17 protein-coding genes and 1 riboswitch are annotated in these 19,599 nt (G+C 73.8%); of the genes, 7 read left to right on the top strand and 10 right to left on the bottom strand.

Features of this window, described 5'->3' with window-relative positions; genetic code table 11:
- Positions 1-6 precede the first annotated feature (6 nt).
- The 4 genes from AC5L34_RS04710 to AC5L34_RS04695 all read right to left on the bottom strand — a co-directional run bounded on the left by AC5L34_RS04710 (position 7) and on the right by AC5L34_RS04695 (position 6,111).
- On the bottom strand, positions 7-627 hold the full coding sequence (locus AC5L34_RS04710) for a putative glycolipid-binding domain-containing protein (RefSeq protein WP_441174068.1): 621 nt from the start codon (positions 625-627) through the stop codon (positions 7-9).
- Between the two features lie 108 nt (positions 628-735).
- A complete protein-coding gene (locus tag AC5L34_RS04705) occupies positions 736-2,502 on the bottom strand; it encodes a DEAD/DEAH box helicase (RefSeq protein WP_494823858.1) in 1,767 nt (588 codons plus the stop codon).
- Between the two features lie 196 nt (positions 2,503-2,698).
- A complete protein-coding gene (locus AC5L34_RS04700) occupies positions 2,699-3,352 on the bottom strand; it encodes a hypothetical protein (protein ID WP_494823857.1) in 654 nt (217 codons plus the stop codon).
- 1,127 nt (positions 3,353-4,479) lie between these two features.
- The gene (locus AC5L34_RS04695) at positions 4,480-6,111 is read right to left on the bottom strand and encodes a C40 family peptidase (RefSeq protein WP_494823856.1); all 1,632 of its coding nucleotides are present in this window, start codon (positions 6,109-6,111) and stop codon (positions 4,480-4,482) included.
- Between the two features lie 241 nt (positions 6,112-6,352).
- On the opposite strand from AC5L34_RS04695, the gene mqnE reads away from it, so the two are divergent.
- The 3 genes from mqnE to AC5L34_RS04680 are packed head-to-tail and all read left to right on the top strand — an operon-like array spanning position 6,353 to position 8,282.
- Positions 6,353-7,522 carry an aminofutalosine synthase MqnE gene (mqnE, locus tag AC5L34_RS04690; protein ID WP_089002460.1) on the top strand — a complete coding sequence of 390 codons (1,170 nt, stop codon included), beginning with the start codon at positions 6,353-6,355 and terminating at the stop codon, positions 7,520-7,522.
- A gap of 23 nt (positions 7,523-7,545) precedes the next feature.
- Positions 7,546-7,968 (top strand): hypothetical protein, encoded by a 423-nt coding sequence (locus AC5L34_RS04685; RefSeq protein WP_101413738.1) that lies wholly within the window; start codon positions 7,546-7,548, stop codon positions 7,966-7,968.
- Positions 7,969-8,012: 44 nt separating this feature from the next.
- Positions 8,013-8,282, top strand: coding sequence for a DUF4229 domain-containing protein (locus AC5L34_RS04680; RefSeq protein WP_494823855.1), 270 nt, complete (start codon positions 8,013-8,015; stop codon positions 8,280-8,282).
- 295 nt (positions 8,283-8,577) lie between these two features.
- Here AC5L34_RS04680 and AC5L34_RS04675 read toward each other — a convergent pair whose 3' ends face one another.
- The 3 genes from AC5L34_RS04675 to AC5L34_RS04665 all read right to left on the bottom strand — a co-directional run bounded on the left by AC5L34_RS04675 (position 8,578) and on the right by AC5L34_RS04665 (position 11,681).
- A complete protein-coding gene (locus tag AC5L34_RS04675) occupies positions 8,578-9,624 on the bottom strand; it encodes a hypothetical protein (protein WP_494823854.1) in 1,047 nt (348 codons plus the stop codon).
- The gene (locus tag AC5L34_RS04670; protein WP_494823853.1) at positions 9,624-10,124 is read right to left on the bottom strand and encodes a SigE family RNA polymerase sigma factor; all 501 of its coding nucleotides are present in this window, start codon (positions 10,122-10,124) and stop codon (positions 9,624-9,626) included. The genes AC5L34_RS04675 and AC5L34_RS04670 overlap by 1 nt, the downstream gene beginning before the upstream one ends.
- A gap of 198 nt (positions 10,125-10,322) precedes the next feature.
- Positions 10,323-11,681 carry a C39 family peptidase gene (locus AC5L34_RS04665; RefSeq protein WP_101413741.1) on the bottom strand — a complete coding sequence of 453 codons (1,359 nt, stop codon included), beginning with the start codon at positions 11,679-11,681 and terminating at the stop codon, positions 10,323-10,325.
- Between the two features lie 212 nt (positions 11,682-11,893).
- Between AC5L34_RS04665 and AC5L34_RS04660 the strand changes: the two genes are divergently transcribed.
- The 4 genes from AC5L34_RS04660 to AC5L34_RS04645 all read left to right on the top strand — a co-directional run bounded on the left by AC5L34_RS04660 (position 11,894) and on the right by AC5L34_RS04645 (position 17,031).
- A complete protein-coding gene (locus AC5L34_RS04660; RefSeq protein WP_441173581.1) occupies positions 11,894-13,771 on the top strand; it encodes a M14 family metallopeptidase in 1,878 nt (625 codons plus the stop codon).
- 164 nt (positions 13,772-13,935) lie between these two features.
- Positions 13,936-14,019, top strand: a riboswitch (cobalamin riboswitch).
- Between the two features lie 111 nt (positions 14,020-14,130).
- On the top strand, positions 14,131-15,069 hold the full coding sequence (locus tag AC5L34_RS04655) for an ABC transporter substrate-binding protein (protein ID WP_494823852.1): 939 nt from the start codon (positions 14,131-14,133) through the stop codon (positions 15,067-15,069).
- A gap of 13 nt (positions 15,070-15,082) precedes the next feature.
- Entirely contained in the window at positions 15,083-16,186 is a 1,104-nt protein-coding gene (locus tag AC5L34_RS04650) for a FecCD family ABC transporter permease (RefSeq protein ID WP_441173577.1), read from the top strand.
- A gap of 44 nt (positions 16,187-16,230) precedes the next feature.
- Positions 16,231-17,031 carry an ABC transporter ATP-binding protein gene (locus tag AC5L34_RS04645; RefSeq protein ID WP_494823851.1) on the top strand — a complete coding sequence of 267 codons (801 nt, stop codon included), beginning with the start codon at positions 16,231-16,233 and terminating at the stop codon, positions 17,029-17,031.
- A gap of 23 nt (positions 17,032-17,054) precedes the next feature.
- On the opposite strand, the gene AC5L34_RS04640 is transcribed toward AC5L34_RS04645, so the two are convergent.
- The 3 genes from AC5L34_RS04640 to AC5L34_RS04630 form a co-directional block, all read right to left on the bottom strand.
- Positions 17,055-17,816, bottom strand: coding sequence for a VOC family protein (locus AC5L34_RS04640; protein WP_494823850.1), 762 nt, complete (start codon positions 17,814-17,816; stop codon positions 17,055-17,057).
- A 95-nt stretch (positions 17,817-17,911) separates the two neighbouring features.
- Positions 17,912-18,649 carry an ABC transporter permease gene (locus tag AC5L34_RS04635; RefSeq protein ID WP_441173571.1) on the bottom strand — a complete coding sequence of 246 codons (738 nt, stop codon included), beginning with the start codon at positions 18,647-18,649 and terminating at the stop codon, positions 17,912-17,914.
- Between the two features lie 13 nt (positions 18,650-18,662).
- The gene (locus AC5L34_RS04630) at positions 18,663-19,583 is read right to left on the bottom strand and encodes an ABC transporter ATP-binding protein (protein WP_494823849.1); all 921 of its coding nucleotides are present in this window, start codon (positions 19,581-19,583) and stop codon (positions 18,663-18,665) included.
- Between the last annotated feature and the right edge of the window lie 16 nt (positions 19,584-19,599).

Here is a 19,599-nt window from a genome sequence, read left to right as displayed (position 1 = left end):
GCCCGGTCAGCGCGGATCGACGCGCTCGGCCAGCCCGGGGTAGCGCACCACGTAGCCGTCGCCGTCCAGGTCGATGTCGGCGGTGAAGGTGTCGCTGGAGAAGCGCACCCGGCCCGGGCCGAGCGGCGTGTAGACCTGCTCGGCGGGCACCACCAGCAGGCTCGGCACCAGCACCCACGCGACGTCGATGCGGTGCGGGACGTCGGCCGCGGCACGGGTCAGCCCGAGCCGGTGCACCGGCAGCGTGTTGAACAGCGCCGCCCCGCCGAGGTCGACGTCCACCGCCCCGGCCAGCCCGCCCGGGTCGTCGGTGCCGGGCAGCCCGACCGGTGGGTGGCCGGCCGCCCGCAGCGCCGCGTCCAGGTCACCCTGCTCGGCCGTGGTCACCCGCCACCCGTCGCCCACCCGTTCCAGGCGTACGCTCCGCAGCCATCCGGTGCCCTCCGCCTCGACCTCCACCCGGGCGCTGGCCCACTGCGGGTCGGTGGCGAGCTGGTAGCGGCAGGTGTAGGGGATCGGGTCGACGGCGGTCAGGGTGCCCCGCGCGGTCAACCCACGGCCGTCGTCGAACAACGCGTGCTCCGCGCCGGCGGTGTCCGTCCGGGTCCAGAAGAGCGACTTCGGCATGGTCGGCATGAGCCGGACGTTACGCGACCCGGCCGACACCGGCAGCGGATGCGGAAACGCCGCCCCGGAGCCGGGCCCCGAGGCGGCGTTCGCCGATGACGCTGGAAATCAGTGCGTACGCGCCGGTGGGCGCCCGCCGAAGCCCCGTCGATCGTCACGCGGCCGCTCGTCACGCCCCCGGCCCTCGGGCCGGAAGCCGCCCCGGTCGCCGTAGCCGCGGCCCTCGGTGGGGCGGTCGCCGTAGCGGCGCTCGCCCTGGGGGCGGTCGCCGTAGCTGCGGCTGTCGGTGGGGCGGTCGCCGTAGCGGCGCTCGCCCTGCGGGCGGTCGCCGTAGCCACGGCCGCCGTCGCGCCCGTCCCGGTCACCGAAGCGCCGCTCGCCACGGTCCGCGAAGCTCCGCTCGCCGTAGCCCCGGCCGTCGGTGGGACGGTCGCCGTAGCGCCGCTCGCCCTGCGGGCGGTCGCCGTAGCGGCGTTCACCCTGCGGGCGGTCGCCGTAGCGGCGTTCACCCTGGGGCCGGTCGCCGTAGCGGCGCGGGCCGCCCGGCCGGTCGCCGTGCCGGCGCGGCTCGTCGACCTCGACGCGCACCGGGACGCCGCTCGGCTCGCGGGCGCCGGTCAGCTCCGCGAGCGCCGGGTCGCCGGCCCGCACCCGGGTCTCGGCCGGCGCCACGCCGGCCTTCTCCAGCATGGCGAGCGTGGTCCGCCGCTGCTTCGGCAGCACCAGCGTGGCCACCGCGCCCGACTCGCCGGCCCGGGCGGTACGACCCGCACGGTGCAGGTAGTCCTTCGGGTCCTTCGGCGGGTCGACGTGCAGCACCAGCGAGACACCGTCGACGTGGATGCCCCGGGCCGCCACGTCCGTGGCGACCAGGACGTTCATCCGGCCCTCACGGAACTCGGCCAGCGTCCGGGTACGCATCCGCTGGGTCTTGCCGCCGTGCAGCCCGCCCGCCCGTACGCCGACGGCGGCCAACTGCTCGACCAGCCGGTCGACACCGAGCTGGGTACGGGCGAAGACCATCGTCCGCCCGTCCCGGGCCGCGATGGACGCCGCGACCGGGAACTTGTCGTGCGGCGGGATCAGCAGCATGTGGTGGTCCATGGTGGACACCGAGGCGGTGGACGGCGCGGTGGAGTGCGTCACCGGGTCGGTCATGAAGCGCTTGACCAGCGCGTCGACGTCGCCGTCCAGGGTGGCCGAGAAGAGCAGCCGCTGGGTGCCGGCCGGCGTCTTCGCGAGCAGCTCGGTGACCTCGGGCAGGAAGCCCATGTCGGCCATCTGGTCGGCCTCGTCGAGGACGGTGACCTCGACGTCGTCCAGGTGGCAGACGCCCCGGGCGATCAGGTCGCCCAGCCGACCCGGGGTGGCCACGATGATCTCCACCCCGCGCCGCAGGGCGTCGACCTGCCGGTCGTACGGCACGCCGCCGACGGCGGTCTTCAGGAACACGCCGACGGCCTTGCCGAGCGGCATCAGCGCGTCGTTGACCTGCATCGCGAGTTCCCGGGTCGGCACCAGGACCAGCGCCCGGGGGCGCAGGGGCCGGGCCCGGTTGCGGTCGGCCACCAGGGCCAGCAGGGGCAGGCCGAAGGCCAGGGTCTTGCCGGAGCCGGTCTGGCCCCGGCCGAGGACGTCCCGGCCGGCGAGCGCGTCGGGCATGGTGGCGCGCTGGATCTCGAACGGGGTGGTGATGCCCTGTCGGGCGAGCGCGTGGACCAGCGGCTGGGGCAGCCCCAACGCGGCGAAGTCGGTGGCCTCGGGCGTCACCGTGGCGGCCGGGTCCTGGCCGGTGCCGTCCCGCTCGACGGCGGTCTGCGCGTCGGCGGTGTCGAGGGCGGGCGTGAACGTGCTGGGTTCAGCAAAGGTCGTCAAGAAATGCCTTTCGAGCGGGGCGCATCTTCGCGATGGCCTGCCGCAGCTGAACGCCGCCGAATCGCCCGCAAGATCGCCCATGGGCGCGCGGGGCGCGCCGGGTCAGTGATCCTCACCAGTGTACGGCGACGGGACGAACCCGCCACCCGACCTCGGACGGGTAGTGGGCGGGCTCACCATCGACGTCGTACGCGGCTCACTTGCTCAGGACGCCGCCCACCAGCCCGCCCACCGTGTCGTTGGCGAGCAGCACCACGAGCACGCTGATCGCCACCAGCAGGCCCAGCGAGGCGGCCAGTACGACCACCACCTTGGTCGTGCTGGAGCGCTCCTCGGTGGGGGTCTCCGTCCAGCCCTGGGCCAGGATGTGCCCGGTCAACGAGCCGGAGTTCTCCACCGGGTTGCTCGGCAACGAGACCGTGCTGAAGCCCGGGCCCTCGGTGCCGGCACCGTAGATCGTGCCCAGGTCGGGCCCGCCGTCGTAGCGGCCCGCCGCGGTGCCCTCGGCCCGCCCGGCGCGCGTGGCCGAGCCGCCGCCGGCGTGGCCGGCCAGCTTGCGGGCCTCGCGGGGCGCGGCGGCGGGCTCCGCACCACCGGGCCGGCGGTCGCCGGGGCTGGTGGGCGGCGGCCAGGCCGGCAGCGCGGGCGCGGGCACGACCGGCGGCGCGGACGTCGACCCGGAGAACGGCGGCGCGGACGCCGGGGGCGCGGAGAACGACGGCGCGGAAGCCGGGGCCGCGGAGAACGGCGGGGCGCTCGCCGGGGGCGCGGAGAACGACGGCGCGGACGCTGGCGGCGCGGAGAACGAGGCCGCGACCGGTCGCGGAGCGGCTGCCGGCGGCGCGCTCACCGGAGGCGCTGAGGACGGCGGCGCGCTCGCCGGAGGCGCAGAGAACGGCGGTGCGAATGCCGGCGGCCCGGAGGCCGGCGGGGCGCTCGTCGGGGGCGCGGAGAACGGCGGGGCGCCCGCGAAGGGGCCCGATCCGGCGCCGGGCGTGGCCGTGAGGGGTGGCGGCGGGAACGGTGGCGCCGGCATCGGGCCGGGCGGAGGCGGCGGGGCGGGCACCGGTGGTCCGGGTGGCGGCACGGGCGGACCCGGCACGGGTGGTACCGGCGCCGGGGGCCTGGGCCCCGGGCCCGGGGGCACCGGGCCGGGCGGGTAGGGCCCGGGGACCGGGGGCGTGGGGGTCGGGACCGGCGGGGCCGGCGACGGCGGGTTCGGGCCCGGCACCGGCGGCGTGGGGGCGGGCGCCGGCTCGGGCTCCGGGACCGGTGGGGTCGGCGGCTGAGCCGGCTCCGGGGGCTGGGCGGGCTCCGGGGGGTCCGGGTTGACCGGCGCCGCCCGGTAGATCCGGGCCTCGCCCGTCCGGGAGCGGATCGCCCCGGCCTCGTCAGCCGAGATCCGCCTCATCCCGGGTACGGCGGCGCTGGCCCGCGCCCCCGCCGTACCCCGCTGCCCGGGGACCGCGGCGGCGGGGGCGGCCGTTCCGCCGGCCCGGTAGGTGGTGCCGGCGCTGGGGCCGGTCGACGGCGGGGCGTCGCCCTCGGCGGGCGCGGCGGCGGTGGTCACGGACACCCGGCCCCGGGCCGGCGCGGCGGGCTGTCGGCGTACGTCGTCGGCGGGCGGCTCGGACGACGACCCGGACGGCCCCGCGGAGCCGGCCGCCGGCGCGGCTGCGCCCCCGGGCGGGGGCGCCGACGGGGCGCCGGCGGGCGTCAGGGGGTGCGGTGCCCCGGCACGGCTCCGGTCGGGCGCGGATCCGTGGTCGACCGGCTCTGCCGGAACATCTTGCTCGGCCATGCTCGCCCTCCGCGCACGCTCGCGCCCGGATCCGCTACGTCGGACCGGGCGTGCCTGACTGTCACCGTGCCACATTCCGGCCCGGCGGCACAGCCGGAGCGCGTTGCGGGGCCTTGTCGACCCGCCCCCGGTCGGCGGCTGGCCGGCCCGGTCGGACGGCCCGCCGAGGGCCCTGGTCAGCTACCGGCGCTCGCCGAGGCGCTGGCCCGGGTGCTGCTCGACGGAGCGGAACTGCTCTGCGCCGTGGTCGGCGCCACACTACCGGTCGAGGCGCTCGGCGAAGAGGCCTCCGAGGCGCTCGCCGACGGCGACGGCGAGGTCGACGCCGACGCCGACGCCGACACCGACGGTGACGGTGAAGTCGAGGTGCTGGGCGTGGGCGTGGGGGACCCGGTCGGCGACGGCGAGGTCGACGGGCTCGGCGACGAGGTGGGCTTCGGGCTGGTGGTCGGCTTCGGGCTGGCCGGCGGCTTCGGGCTGGCCGGCGGCTTCGTCGTGGGCGGCTTGCTCGGCGTCGGCGTCGGCGAGGGAGTGCTGGCCGGCGCGGGCACCGCCCCGATGACGCGGGTGGCGGCATAGAGCCGGGACCAGCGCACGGTGGAGATCTTGACCACGTCGCCGGTGGTAGGCGCGTGGATCATCTTGCCGCCGCCGACGTACATGCCCATGTGGTGGATCGTCGTCCAGCTCGTGCCGGAGGCGAAGAAGAGCAGGTCGCCGGGGAGCAGAGCGGTGCGGGACACGGTGCGGGTACGGGTGGCGTAGTACTGGTCGCGGGAGACCCGGGGCAGCCCGTAGTAGCCCGCCGACCGGTAGGCGGCGTAGATGAGGCCGGAGCAGTCGAAGCGGTCCGGCCCCTCGGCGGCCCACAGGTAGGGGTCGCCGAGCTGCGCCCTCGCGTACGCCAGGGCCTTGAGGGCCGTCGGGTGGGCGGCCAGTCCGTTGGCGGTCTCGTTGCCGAGGTAGCCGGCGCCGAGGCGCTGCTCGGCGGCCTCCTGCTGGCGCTCGATCTGGATGAGCTGTGCGGCGTTGTCCCGCTTCAGCTTCTCCAGCTTCTTCTCTGCCTCGCGCAGGGCCTTCTCGCCGACGGCGTACTCCGTCTTGGCGCCCGCGAGGCGGGACTCGGCCGAGACCATCGCCTGGCTGGCGGCCTGCTCGCCGACGCGGGCCCGGGACACCTCGCCCTCGGCGGCGGTGGTGCCGCCCTCGGCCTTCTCGCCCCGGATGATCCGGGAGAGCCGGCTCAGCTCGTGCAGGTCGTTGGCGAACTCGCCGGGCGGGAGGGCGGCGGCGGCCTTGAAGGCGCCCGCGGCGGCGGCGTCGGCGCTCTCCTGCGCGCGGGCGACCGCGTCCCGGGCCTGGGCGAGGTTGCGCTCGGCGGTGGCGCGCTGCCCCTCGGCCTCGGTGAGCTTCTGCCGCAGCGAGAGCAGTTGGTCACGAAGCTGCCCGACCTGGGCCTCGGCGGCGTAGATCTGGGCGGCCAGCGGGCCGGTGCCGAGGCTGCCGGCGGGCACGCCGGGGACCGTGCCGGGCCCGGGGAGACCCGGGACCGTGCCGGGCAGACCCGGGACCGTGCCCGGCAGGCCGGGGACCGGCGCGCCGCCGGGGAGCTGGAGCGGCCCCGAGTAGGAGGGGCGGGACCCGGTGTCGGGGATGCTGGTGGGCAGCGCCGGGTCGGCCATGACCGGGTTGGCCAGGACGGTGGCGGCGACGGCGCCGAGCAGTGCGGACCAGAGCGCCGGGCGCAGCACCGGCGAGATCACCGGGCTCCGTCGTCGCTGCCGTCGCCCGCGCCCACTGTCGACCATTCCGCTCCCCGTCCGGCGTGACTCGCCGCACCGGGTGGGCGCGGCCGTGGGGACGCTACCAGCGTGTGGCGAACGTCCCACCCTGTCTTACCGCACCCACGCAGCGATGTCGATGCGTTGGCGGGTAACAGGAGCCTGAGAGTTCGGTGAGCCGGCGCACGGGGGCCGACCGTGCTGCGGCGGCGTCGGCGGGCCGACGTACGCTCGATTCCTACCGCAGGTGGAAGGGACGTGGCTTTCGATGGACGCCGGACTCAAGCGTGAGCTGGAAGCGAAGGTGTACGCCGGCGAGCGGCTGACCCGCGAGGACGGGATCGCCCTCTACGACAGCGACGACCTCGCGTGGCTGGGCCGGCTGGCGCACCACCGGCGCACCGAGCTCAACGGCGACCGGGTGATGTTCAACGTCAACCGGCACCTCAACCTGACCAACGTCTGCTCCGCCTCGTGCGCGTACTGCTCGTTCCAGCGCAAGCCGGGCGAGAAGGACGCCTACACGATGCGCATCGACGAGGCGGTCCGCAAGGCCAAGGAGATGGAGGACGAGCAGCTCACCGAGCTGCACATCGTCAACGGCCTGCACCCGACCCTGCCCTGGCGCTACTACCCGAAGGTGCTGCGCGAGCTGAAGGCGGCGCTGCCGAACGTCAAGCTCAAGGCGTTCACCGCGACCGAGGTGCAGTGGTTCGAGAAGATCAGCGGCCTGAGCGCCGACGAGATCCTCGACGAGCTGATGGACGCCGGCCTGGAGTCGCTGACCGGCGGCGGCGCGGAGATCTTCGACTGGGAGGTCCGCCAGCACATCGTCGACCACGCCTGCCACTGGGAGGACTGGTCGCGCATCCACCGGCTGGCCCACACCAAGGGGATGAAGACCCCGTCGACCATGCTCTACGGCCACATCGAGGAGCCCCGGCACCGCGTCGACCACGTGCTGCGGCTGCGTGAGCTCCAGGACGAGACCGGCGGCTTCATGGTCTTCATCCCGCTGCGCTACCAGCACGACTTCGTCGACTCGGCGGACGGCAAGATCCGTAACCGGATCCAGGCCCGTACGACGATGGCCTCGCCGGCCGAGTCGCTGAAGACCTTCGCGGTCTCCCGGCTGCTGTTCGACAACGTTCCGCACGTGAAGTGCTTCTGGGTCATGCACGGGCTGTCGGTCGCCCAGCTCTCGCTCAACTTCGGCGTCGACGACCTGGACGGCTCGGTCGTGGAATACAAGATCACTCACGACGCCGACTCGTACGGCACCCCGAACACCATGCACCGTGACGACCTGCTGCACCTGATCTGGGACGCCGGCTTCCGCCCCGTCGAGCGGAACACCCGCTACGAGGTGGTCCGCGAGTACGACGCCGCCCCGTCCCTGGCCGAGCGCCGCGCCGAGCCGCAGCAGGTCTGGGCCTGAGCCGGCACGTACCCTCTGAGGCCATGACCGAGCAGCGGAGCGGGTTCCCCCGGCGGGACGCCGAGGGGCGCATCCTCACCCTGGGCGACCTGCTCGGGGTGAGCCTGGCCGGCCTCGTCATCGGCGTGCTGGCGGTGGTGTTGTTCGACTGGGCGTTCGAGCTGATCGGCGCCGGCGACTTCGGCGGCGCCAACGGCTGGCTGGCGATCATCCTGCCGGCCTGGCTGTTCTGGGACGACTTCCGCGCCTGGGAGTTCGGCGCGGCCCGGGTGGTGGCGGCACTGGCGGCCGCCGCGGTGGGGGTGGTCGCCGGGCTCGTGGTGGCCGGCCTCGCCGCCGGGCTCCCGCCGCTGCTCTCCGGCGGGCTGGGGGCGGCGACCTTCACCATCGGGTACGCGGTGGTCTGGTTCCACGGCGTCCACTGGCTGGCCCGCCGGACGGGCTGAACCTGCCGCCGGAGGTCCCGGCGGCGGAGAACGGAGTGCGGAACGTGAGCGCGGCGGTCAAGTACACGCTGGGCCGGATCGGGCTGTTCGTCGCCGTGCTGGCGGCCCTCTGGCTGGTCGAGATGAACACCTTCATCAAGCTGATGGTGGCGCTGGCCTTCTCAGCCGCCCTGTCGTTCTTCCTGCTCAAGGGCTGGCGGGACGAGATGGCCGAGGAGATGGCCACCGCCGCCGAGCGGCGCCGCGCCGAGAAGGAGCGCCTCCGCTCCGCCCTCGCCGGCGAGGACCAGGACGGGGAGACGCCGCCCAACTAGGACCTGCGCGCAGTCCTGGCGGCGTTCTGGCTGACGGGAGACGTGCAAGGCGCGTGAAGCTGGTGCACCAATGCCGCCGGGACGCTGATACCTGAGGGGCATGAAAATACCTGTGTGGTATCGATGCGAGGGAACTTGCGTCACCGGCCGGCGTTCATGTCATCTCCCGCCTCCCGGCCCCAGCAGTACGAGCATTCGCCCGCGTAGTTCCCTGGTCGGATGTCGACTTCCGCATGCGCCTCGCAGGTGAGTGAACGGTTGGGTCCTCCAATGCCCTATCGGCGCCGGGGTGGTGTCACCAGGTGTCCGGGCGGTCGAGGTCGCGGGCCGGCTGGTACCCGCTCAGTACCGTCAGGCCCTCCGACTCGGTGTAGCCGTTGCCCCAACCCTTGAGGAACGCCTCGACCACGCATGGCTTGACGAACATCTCCAGCACGTCGCTGCCCTGCCGGCGTGCCCGGTAGGGCCCTGCGACGAGGTCGGCGGCCCTGGGGTCGCGCCCCGGCACGGGTTGCGCCCGGACCGTCAGCCAGCGACCGGATCCGTCACCTATCACCAGCGAAGCCTCGATGAAGGAGCCAGGCTCCGATCGGGAAAGCGTGACCGAGCATCCGAGCAGACGCCCACCTGGCGGCAGCGACTGCAGGCGGAACGGCACCACGCAGCGGTGGGCGCCGTCGAACCGGACGCGACTGGCCGCGTCCGTCGCCTCGTCACGGCTGGTCGCGTAGATGTCGAGCTGCGACCAGAGCCCATCAACGGGTTGCCAACGGACGAACCACAGTTTCGTGTCGCCGGACGGATCGAACCAAGCGACCCCCGGGCGGCCTCCGACCCGCACATCGGCCGGCGGCTGCGGTCGCCCCGCCGACGACAACGTCTGCTGCAGCCCGTCCAGCGTCGCGACGCTGCGCGCCAGCACGAACCGGGCCTGCTCGGTCGGGCCCCGGAACTCAACGCTCTCGACCCCGCGCCCGGCGCTCCAGGTCGCGGACCAGGCCCCGCTGACCAGGCTGTCGGTCGTGAAGTGCACCACGCCGGGATCGGCCCCCACGACCTCGGGCCGGGCCATGGCGCCGGGCTGATCCGGTGCGTCCGGCAGCACGAGTGCCGTGGCCGGCACGGTCACGCCATCGGGTGCCCGACCGGACGGAATCACCATGACCGCCGCGACCAGGACGACGCATGCCGCTGCCGTCCCCCCGGTGGTCAGCCAGCGGCGGCGCACTCGGAGGCGGTGGCCGCGCCGCCGGGCGTGTGCCACGATCGGCGCGGGGTCGATATCGCCGCCCGCGTGGTGCTTGAGCGTCGTGGCGAGCTGCTGATCGAGGTCGCTGGACATCAGAACTCTCCTCCTGTCAGGGCGGAGGCGGATGCTTCCTGCCGCTTGCGGAGTGCCGTCAGGGCCCGCTTCGCGTGGGTACGAACTGTGCCGGTCGAACAGTCCAGGAGCTCGGCGATCATCGTGTCGTCAAGATCCTCGTAGTAGCGCAGGACGATGACGGTGCGTTGACGCATCGGCAGGGCGCAGACGAGCCGCCACAGCGCGTCACGTTCGTCGACACCGGCGGCCTCGTCCGTAGCGTCCGGCCGATCGTTCACGACGGCGACCGAGATTTCCTGGTTGCTACGCCGGCGCCACCACGAGTGATGGGCGTTGACGAGCATCCGACGGACGTACGCATCGGGTCGATCCGTCCGGGAGATGCGCGCCCAGCGGGCGTACGCCCTGGCGAGGACATCCTGAACCAGGTCCTCGGCCCGATGCTCGTCGCCGGTCAGCAACCGGGCGAGCCGCACCAGCGCCGAAGTGCGGGCGAACGCGTACTCCTCGAACGTCACGCCCTATTAACGTCGCAAGTCGGCCAACCCGTAGACAGCCGGCCAGCACCTCACGAAGGAGAACCACAGGAGGACGCAGGCGCTGTGGGCAGATGCCCGGTCGCCCGAGAGGGTCGGTGGCCGGAAACGGCCGAGGGGCCCGGTCGCCGGGCTGAGCCGGGCGACGCGGACCCCTCGAACGACCGGGTCGGTGTCAGGTCACCAGTTGGTGGAGCCGGCGACCTTCGGCCACGGCTTCAGAGTCGGCTTGATCAGGTAGACGACGCCGCCGGAGCCGCCGGAGACGCCGCCGCTGGCGTTGGTCCGCTTGGTACGCAGCCAGATCTGCTCGAACTGCTCACGCTTGTAGACGTTGCGCACCGCCTCGTTGCTGGACGAGGCCGGGTCGTTGACGATCACGTCGCCGTCGGCGGTGAAGCCGACGACCACGAACAGGTGGCCCGAGGTGCCGTAGCCCGCCCCGTCCAGCTCGCTGGCGAGGAAGGACTGGCTGGTCACGACCGGGATCCCGGCGGCGATGAAGCGCTCCACCTCGTCCAGGGAGTGCAGCCGGGTGACCCGGGCCTCCAGACCCGGGAAGCTGGCCGCGTACGCGGTGTTGAAGGGCCAGTTGCCGGCGCCGTCGTACTGGTAGTCGTAGACCATCCGGGCGGCGTGGTTGACCGTCGGGTCCGGGTAGGTCGGGTCGACCCAGGAGGTGTCCTCCTCGGACGCCTTGCGGCCCCAGTACTCGATCACCATGGTGGTGGAGGTGGGGGAGCACCAGGCCTGGCCGCCGCCGTCGTACTCGGGGTAGTGGCCGGTGTGGATGTTCTGCGAGTAGCGGGGCACGGCGAGTTCCTTGCCCCAGGCGATGCCGCCGGCGCTCGGCTCGACGGTGAACCGGTCGGGCACGTTGGAGCTCATCGCGCCGACGGTGTGCACGACCGGCGCGGCGCGCTGGCCGGGGGCCTTGTAGAGGGTCAGCCGCAGCTGGTACGCCCGCAGCAGCACGCCGACCGAGGCGTCGTCGATGCTGAAGGTGTCGGTCCAGATGGTCGACCAGGGGTCGCCCTGCCGGTTGACGCTGGTCCGCTTGATGTCGGCGTCGCCGGAGGCCCAGCGTCCCATGACGTACCACTTGGTCTGCACGCCGGTGTTGTACGTGCCCTGCATCTCGACCTGGATCCAGGTGCCGGCCGGGGTCTGCGCGTTCCACGAGGCGATCAGCTCGGTGGCGTCGAACCCGATCTGGGTGACCGGGGAGGTCCAGGTCCCGTACTCCCAGCTCCTGGTCACGCCGGTGTGCGGGTCGGTGTAGTCGGTGGTGCCGAGCGGTCGGGCCAGCGTCACGCCGGGCCGGAGGCCGGGGACGGCCCGGGTGCCGGCGTGGCTGCCGCGACGCCAGTCGGGGTAGCGCGACCAGTCCTGGAAGGTGATCTGCTCGTCGTGGACCACCGGTCGACTGGTCGACGGGGCCGCGACGGGTGCGGCGGCGACGGCGGGTGCCGCGGTGCCGAGAAGGGTGAGCGCGGTGGCGGCCGCGAGGGCGGCCGTGCGCAGGCGTGTTCTGGCCATGGGTCCTCCGCAGGGACGGACGGATCGTTGCGGGTCAGTGTCCCGCTCGGAGGGAACTTTCGCCAGAGGCCGGCAGTTGGAAAATCCTTGCCGATGTGACGATCAGGATGGCATGGAACAAGGCAGCGATGGATGTTGATATGACCATGCGGGCGGTGGTGGAGTGTCCTCCACCGAGCGGGATCTTCTCCCGCCCCCCGAGGAGGTTGTCCATGGCCTTCCGCAACACCGCCCTCCGCCGTCGCCTGGCGGTGGCCGTAGCAGCCGCATTCGGCCTGCTCACGGTCGCCGCCGCGCCGGCCACCGCCCGGCCGGCCCCCGACCGGGCCGACTCCGCGACGACGTCCTACCGGGTGCTCGGCCCGCGTACCGTCGACGACCGCACCGCCGTCGCCGGCACCGGCGCCGCCATCGACTACGTCGAGCACGGCGTGCTGAACGTCTCGGCCACCCCGGCCGAGGCGGCGGCGATCACCCGGCTCGGCTTCCGGCTGGAGGCGGTCGCCGCCCCGTCGGCCGACGGGCACGACCATGCCGACGGGGACGTCGGCGCGGCCGCCTTCCCGCCCGCCGACTCCAACTACCACGACTACGCCGAACTGACCGCCGTGGTGAACAAGGTGGTCGCCGACCACCCGTCGATCGCCCGGAAGATCAGCATCGGCTCCTCGTACGAGGGCCGGGACCTGATGGCGGTGAAGATCTCCGACAACGTCGCCACCGACGAGAACGAGCCGGAGATCCTGTTCAACTCGCAGCAGCACGCCCGCGAGCACCTGACCGTCGAGATGGCGATCTACCTGCTCAACCTCTTCACCGACAGCTACGGCAGCGACTCCCGGGTCACCAACATCGTGAACACCCGGGAGATCTGGATCGTGCCGACGGTCAACCCGGACGGCAGCGAGTACGACATCGCCACCGGCTCGTACCGCTCCTGGCGCAAGAACCGGCAGCCCAACAGCGGCTCGTCGTACGTCGGCACCGACCTGAACCGCAACTGGTCCTACCAGTGGGGCTGCTGCGGCGGCTCGTCCGGCTCGACCTCGTCGGACACCTACCGGGGCCCGTCGGCGTTCTCCGCCCCGGAGACCGCGGCGCTGCGCAACTTCGTCAACAGCCGGGTCGTCGGCGGCACCCAGCAGATCAAGGCCAACATCGACTTCCACACGTACTCCGAGCTGGTGCTCTGGCCGTTCGGCTACACGTACAACAACACCGCGCCGGGGATGACGACGGACCAGTACAACACCTTCGCCACCCTGGGCCAGCAGATGGCGAACACCAACGGCTACACCCCGCAGCAGTCCAGCGACCTCTACATCACCGATGGCGACAGCATCGACTGGATGTGGGGCCAGCACGGCATCTGGGCGTACACCTTCGAGATGTACCCCGGCTCGGCCGGCGGCGGCGGCTTCTACCCGCCCGACGAGGTGATCCCCGCCCAGACGTCGCGCAACCGGGAGGCGGTCCTGCTGCTCAGCGAGTATGCCGACTGCCCGTACCGGGCCATCGGCAAGCAGGCGCAGTACTGCGGCGGTGGCGGCGGCACCACGGTCTGGTCGGACACCTTCGAGACGGCCACCGGCTGGACCATCAACCCGAACGGCACCGACACCGCGACCCTCGGGGCGTGGGAGCGGGGCGCCGCCCAGGCGACCAACTCCAGCGGGGCCAAGCAGCTCGCCCCGTACGCCGGCAGCAACGACCTCGTCACCGGCCGGCTGGCCGGCACGGGAGCCGGTGACTACGACGTCGACGGCGGCGTGACCAGCGCCCGGTCGCCGGCGGTGACGCTGCCGTCGAGCGGCACGCTGACCCTCTCCCTCGCCTGGTACCTGGCCCACGGCTCGAACGCGTCGTCGGCCGACTACCTGCGGGTCAGCGTGGTGCACAACGGTGGCACCACGGCCCTGTTCACCCAGTCCGGGGCGGCCACCAACCGCAACGGTGCCTGGGCGGTGTCCAACGCCAACCTCACCCCGTACGCCGGCCAGTCGGTGCGGATCCTCGTCGAGGCGGCGGACGCCTCGGGCGCGAGCCTGGTCGAGGCGGCTGTGGACAACGTCACCATCACCAGTTCCTGACCGGTGGGGCCCCGCTCCGCCCCCGGCGGGGCCCCACCACCGGCCACCAGACGTCGATCCAGGGCATATCGCCGCCGTTGATGATCAACGAACGCCGATGCGCCCTGGATCGACGAGGCACGTCCGGGGCGTGCGCTACCGTTCTACCGACCACGCGCAGCGAAGCCGGTGCGAAACCGGCGCTGTCCCGCAACTGTGATGTCCCGCCACCCCGGCCGAACGCCGGGCCGCGGCGGGGACGAGCCAGGTCGCCTGCGTCCGTGGTCGCGACACGCGCTCTCGAGGAAGGGCGCCTCGCGGACGGGCGCCACCGCTCCCTGTCGGCGAAGCACCACGCTCCTCGACCGACAGGAGGACCCGTGCTCAGACGTACCCCCCGGATCTTCGCCGCGACCCTCGCGGTGGCCGCGCTCGCCCTCGGCGCCTGCGCCGAGAAGAGCTCCGACGACACCCCCGCCGCCGGCGCCAGCTCGGCCGGCGCCGCCTTCCCGGCCACCGTCGGCTCGGTGACGCTGGAGAAGCGGCCCGAGAAGATCGTCTCGCTCTCCCCGACGGCCACCGAGATGCTCTTCGCCATCGGCGCCGGCAAGCAGGTCACCGCCGTCGACGACCAGTCGAACTTCCCGGCCGACGCGCCCAAGAGCGACCTCTCCGGCTACCAGCCCAACGCCGAGGCGATCGCCGGCAAGAGCCCCGACCTGGTGGTGCTCGCCAACGACACCAACAAGATCGTCGAGCAGCTCACCGCGCTGAAGATCCCCGTCCTGCTGAACCCGGCGGCGACCACCCTGGAGGACACCTACCGCCAGATCACCGACCTCGGCACCCTCACCGGCCACCCCACCGAGGCCGCCGACGTGACCAAGCGGATGAAGGACGACATCGCCAAGCTCGTCGCCGACCTGCCGAAGCGCGCCGAGAAGCTGACCTACTTCCACGAGCTGGGCCCGGAGCTCTACACGGCCACCAGCAAGACCTTCATCGGCTCGCTCTACACGATGGTGGGCCTGGAGAACATCGCCGACGCGTCCGACCCCGACGGCAAGCAGGGCGGCTACCCGCAGCTCTCCCAGGAGGTCATCGTCAAGGCCGACCCGGACTTCGTCTTCCTCGCCGACACCAAGTGCTGCCAGCAGAGCGCCGAGACGGTCAAGGCGCGCGGCGGCTGGGCCGGCGTCACCGCCGTCAAGAACAACCAGATCGTCGCCCTCGACGACGACGTCGCCTCCCGCTGGGGGCCCCGCGTGGTGGACCTGCTCCGCGTGATCGTCGACGCGACCGCCAAGGTCCCCGCGTGAGTCGCAACCGTCCATGAGCCGTCCGCTCGTGCAGGCACCGCCCGCCCGGCCGGCCGGGACGCTACCCGCGTCCCGGCCCGCCGGGCTGCGGCCCCGCTGGCTCCTCGCCGGCGTCGCCGCGGTGCTGGTCGCGCTGGTCGCCGGGGTGTCCCTCGGCCCGGTCAGCCTGCCGCCGGGCAGCGTCGCGGCCGAGCTGCTCAACCTCATCCCCGGCGTACGCCTCGACAGCGGGCTGACCGAGCGCGAGATCGCCATCGTCACCGAGCTGCGGCTGCCCCGGGTGGTGCTCGGCCTGCTGGTCGGCGGGCTGCTGGCCCTCGCCGGCGGCTGCTACCAGGGGGTGTTCCGCAACCCGCTGGCCGACCCGTACCTGCTCGGGGTGGCGGCCGGGGCCGGGCTCGCCGTCACCGCGGTGATCACCCTCGGCGCCGGGACGGCCGGCGCGCTGACCGGGCTGCCGCTCACCATCCCGCTGGCCGCGTTCGTCGGCTCGATCGGCGCGGTGGCGATGACCTACCTGCTGGGCGCCTCCGGCGGGCGCGGACGCTCCACCGCCACGCTGATCCTCGCCGGGGTGGCCGTCTCCGCGTTCCTCTCCGCCGGGCAGACCTACCTGCTGCAACGCAACTCCGACAGCATCCAGCAGGTCTACTCCTGGCTGCTCGGACGGCTCGCCACCGCCGGCTGGCACGACGTTCGGCTGGTGCTGCCGTACTTCCTCGTCACCGCCCTCGTGGTGCTGCTGCACCGGCGGGAGCTCGACGTGCTCTCCGTCGGCGACGACGAGGCCGCCAGCCTCGGGCTGCACCCGCAGCGGTCCCGCTACCTGCTCATCGCCGCCGCCTCGCTCGGCACCGCCGCCGCCGTCTCCGCGTCCGGCCTCATCGGCTTCGTCGGGATCATCGTGCCGCACACCGTCCGGCTGCTCGCCGGGTCGAGCTACCGGGTGATCCTGCCGCTGTCGCTGCTCTTCGGCGGCGCCTTCCTGGCCCTGACCGACGTGGTGGCCCGTACCGCCGCCGCCCCGTCGGAGATCCCGATCGGCGTGGTCACCGCGCTGCTCGGCGGCCCGTTCTTCGTCCTGGTCCTGCGTACCTCCCGCCGGGTGCTCGGGTGAGCGCGTGGCGCGTGCCGGCCGCGCGGCCGGCGGACGGTGGGGCCGTGCGGGCCCCCGACGTGGCCGCCGTGCCCGCCGTCGAGGTGCGCGACCTGCACGTGCGCCTGGACGGCACGCCCATCCTGGCCGGCGTCGACCTGACCGTCGCCGCCGGCGAGTGGGTGACCGTGATCGGCCCGAACGGCGCCGGGAAATCGACCCTGCTGCGCGCCGTCGGCGGCCTGCTGCCCGCGCCGGGCGCCGTCTCCCTCTTCGGTACGCCCAGCGAGGCGCTGCGCCGCCGCGACCGCGCCCGGGTGGTCGCCACGGTCGCCCAGTCCCCGGTGGTGCCGGCCGGCATGTCGGTGTTCGACTACGTGCTGCTGGGCCGCACCCCCTACATCGCGCCACTGGGCCGGGAATCCGCCGCCGACCTGGCCGCCGCCCATGAGGTGCTCGACGGCCTGGACCTGGCCGGGTTCCACGACCGGGAGCTGGCCACCCTCTCCGGCGGCGAGCGGCAGCGGGTCTTCCTGGCCCGCGCGCTGGCCCAGGGCGCGACCCTGCTGCTGCTGGACGAGCCGATCAGCGCGCTGGACATCGGCCACCAGCAGGAGGTGCTGGAGCTGGTCGACCGGCTGCGCCGCGAACACGGCCTGACGGTGCTCGCCACCATGCACGACCTCTCGATCGCCGGCGAGTACGCCGACCGCATGGTGCTGCTGGCCGAGGGCCGGGTGGTGGCGGCCGGCACGCCCCGCGAGGTGCTCACCGAGCAGCTCCTCGCCACCTGGTACCGCGCCACCGTCCGCGTCATCGACGGCGACCACGGCCCCCTGGTGGTCCCGATCCGCCCCCGTCGCTGACCCGCCCCGCGCCGTGGGGATGGTCAGGGGCGGGTGAGGACGTTGAACAGGGCGCCGTGGGGGTCGCGCAGGGCGGCGAAGCGGCCCGCCGGGGTGGTCTGGGGCGGGACCAGGATCGTGCCGCCGAGTTCGGCGGCGCGGGCGGCGGCCGCGTCGGCGTCGGCCACGGCGAAGTACACCGACCAGTACGCGGGAGTGTCCGTGGGGAACCCGTCGCCCAGCGGTGGCACCATGCCGGCCACGATCCGGGTGCCGAGCCGCCAGCCGGTGTACGTGACCTGGCCCGCCCGCTGGTCGTCCGGGTGCCAGCCGAAGACCAGCTCGTAGAAGACCTTGGCGCCCTCCGGATCGGGGGTGACCAGCTCGGTCCAGGTGAGCGCCCCCGGGACGTCGAAGACCTCGGCCCCGGGCATCGCCATCGGCTGCCAGACGCTGAACGTCGCCCCGGCGGGGTCGGCGAAGACCGCCATCCGGCCCTGGTCGAAGACCTCGAACGGGGGCACCACGACCTGCCCGCCGGCCCGCTCCACCCGGCCGGCCACCAGGTCCGCGTCGTCGGTCGCCAGGTACGTCGACCAGATCGGCACCTGGTCGGGGATGGCCGGCGGACCCGCGCCCGCCACGGCCCGTCCGTCGAGCTGGAAGACGGTGTAGCCGCCGGCCTCGGGCTCCGGGTCGATCCGGCCGGTCCAGCCGAACAGTTCGGGATAGAACCGGCGCGCCTCGGCGAGACCGGGGGTGGCGAGGTCGGCCCAGCAGGGTGTGCCCGGCGGGACGGTGCTCACGACGACCCCTCTCGGCGGGGGACGGCCACGCCGGCACGCCCCTGCCGGAATCGTGGCACCGACCCGCCGCGCCCCGGGGCGGATCCGAGGAATCGTCAGCTGAACCGTCGACCCTCGTCGCGCCGGTACGCCCACCCGGCCAGCACCGCCAGCAGCACCACCCAGACCCCGAGCATGACCATCGACAGCGGGTTGACCGGGTAGTCGCCGGTCGCCGCCCACATCAGCTCCACCGCGCCCCGGGTCGGCAGGAACGGCGCGACGGCCTCGACGAACCCGGGCGCCTGGTCCGGGGCGGAGAGCAGGCCGCCTCCGAAGGCGAGGGGGAAGAAGACGACCTGCGCCACCACGATCGCCGCCTTGCTCGGCATCGAGTAGCCGATGGCGAGCCCCAGCAGCGTGAACGGCACCGAGATCACCGTGACGGTCGCCAGGGCCAGCAGGAACGCGGGTGCGCTGATCCGCGCCTCGGTGAGCGTGGCCCCGATCACCACCACCGGAATCAGGGAGAGGTAGGTGAGGGCCAGCCCGGCCAGCACCCGGCCGGCGAAGCGCGGCGCGGGGCCCGCCGGCAGGGTCCGGGTGTACGGGTTCCAGGGCTGGTCGCGGTCCTCGGCGACCCCGACGCCGTACTGGAAGACGTTCGCGCTCATCACCGAGAAGGTGACCATGGCGGCGGTGGCGTACGTGGCGGCGACCGGGTCCTTCCCGGCGAACGGCACCACGAAGAAGAGCATCGCCACGGCGGGGAAGAAGGCGCTGCCGACGACGGCGATCGGGATGCGGACCGTCTCCAGGAGCTGGTAGCGGGCGTGGACCAGGGCGAGGCGCATCAGATCCGTCCCCTCAGGCGGTGGCCGGCGGGCCGGCCACGGCGGTCGTCGGACGGCCGGCTTCCGAGCCCGGCGCGGCGGTGATGGCGAGGAACGCCTCCTCCAGCGAGGTGGGGCGGACCTCCAGTTCGGCGAACGCCACGCCGGCGGTGACCAGGGCCCGCACCAGCTCGTCGGCGTCGGTGGTGAGCAGGTGCGTGCGCCCGTCGACCCGCTCGGTGCGGACCACGCCGGGCAGCGCGGGCAGCTCGTCGGCGACCAGGCTGACCCGGCGTACGCCGACGATCCCCCGGATCGCGTCCACCGTGTCGTCGGCCAGCACCCGGCCGTGCCCGATGACCACCACCCGCCGGGCCAGCGCCTCGACCTCCTCCAGGTAGTGGCTGCTCAGCAGCACGGTGCCGCCGTCGTCGTGGAACGCCCGGATCGCCTCCCACAGGGTGTGCCGCGCCGCGACGTCCAGGCCGGTGGTCGGCTCGTCGAGCAGCACCAGCCGGGGCCGGCCGACGAAGGCGAGCGCCACCGCGAGCCGGCGGCGCTGCCCGCCGGAGAGGCCGCCGGTCTGCCGCCGGGCCAGCTCGCCCAGGCCGAAGCGGTCGAGCAGCTCGCTCCGGGGGACCGGGTCGGGGTGGTGGGCGGCGACGAAGTCCACCACCTCGCCGACCCGCAGCGTGCCGGGCAGGCCCGTCTCCTGCGGGGTGACCCCGATCCGCCGCCGGCTCGCCGGGTCGCGCGGGTCGCCGCCGAAGAGCTCGACCCGGCCGGCGGTGGGCCGGCGCAGCCCGACGAGCAGGTTCAGCAGGGTGCTCTTGCCCGCCCCGTTCGGGCCGAGCAGGCCGACCAGCTCGCCGGCGGAGACCTCCAGGTCGACCCGGTCGAGGGCGAGCACGTCGCCGTAGCGGCGGCTGACCGCCTCGGCGCGGGCGAGGATCACGGGACGCTCGTCGAGG

The organism is Micromonospora sp. ZG13, assembly GCF_059359355.1.
Note: the sequence above shows the minus strand (reverse complement) of the source record. Positions and strands in the feature narration are given on the sequence as shown.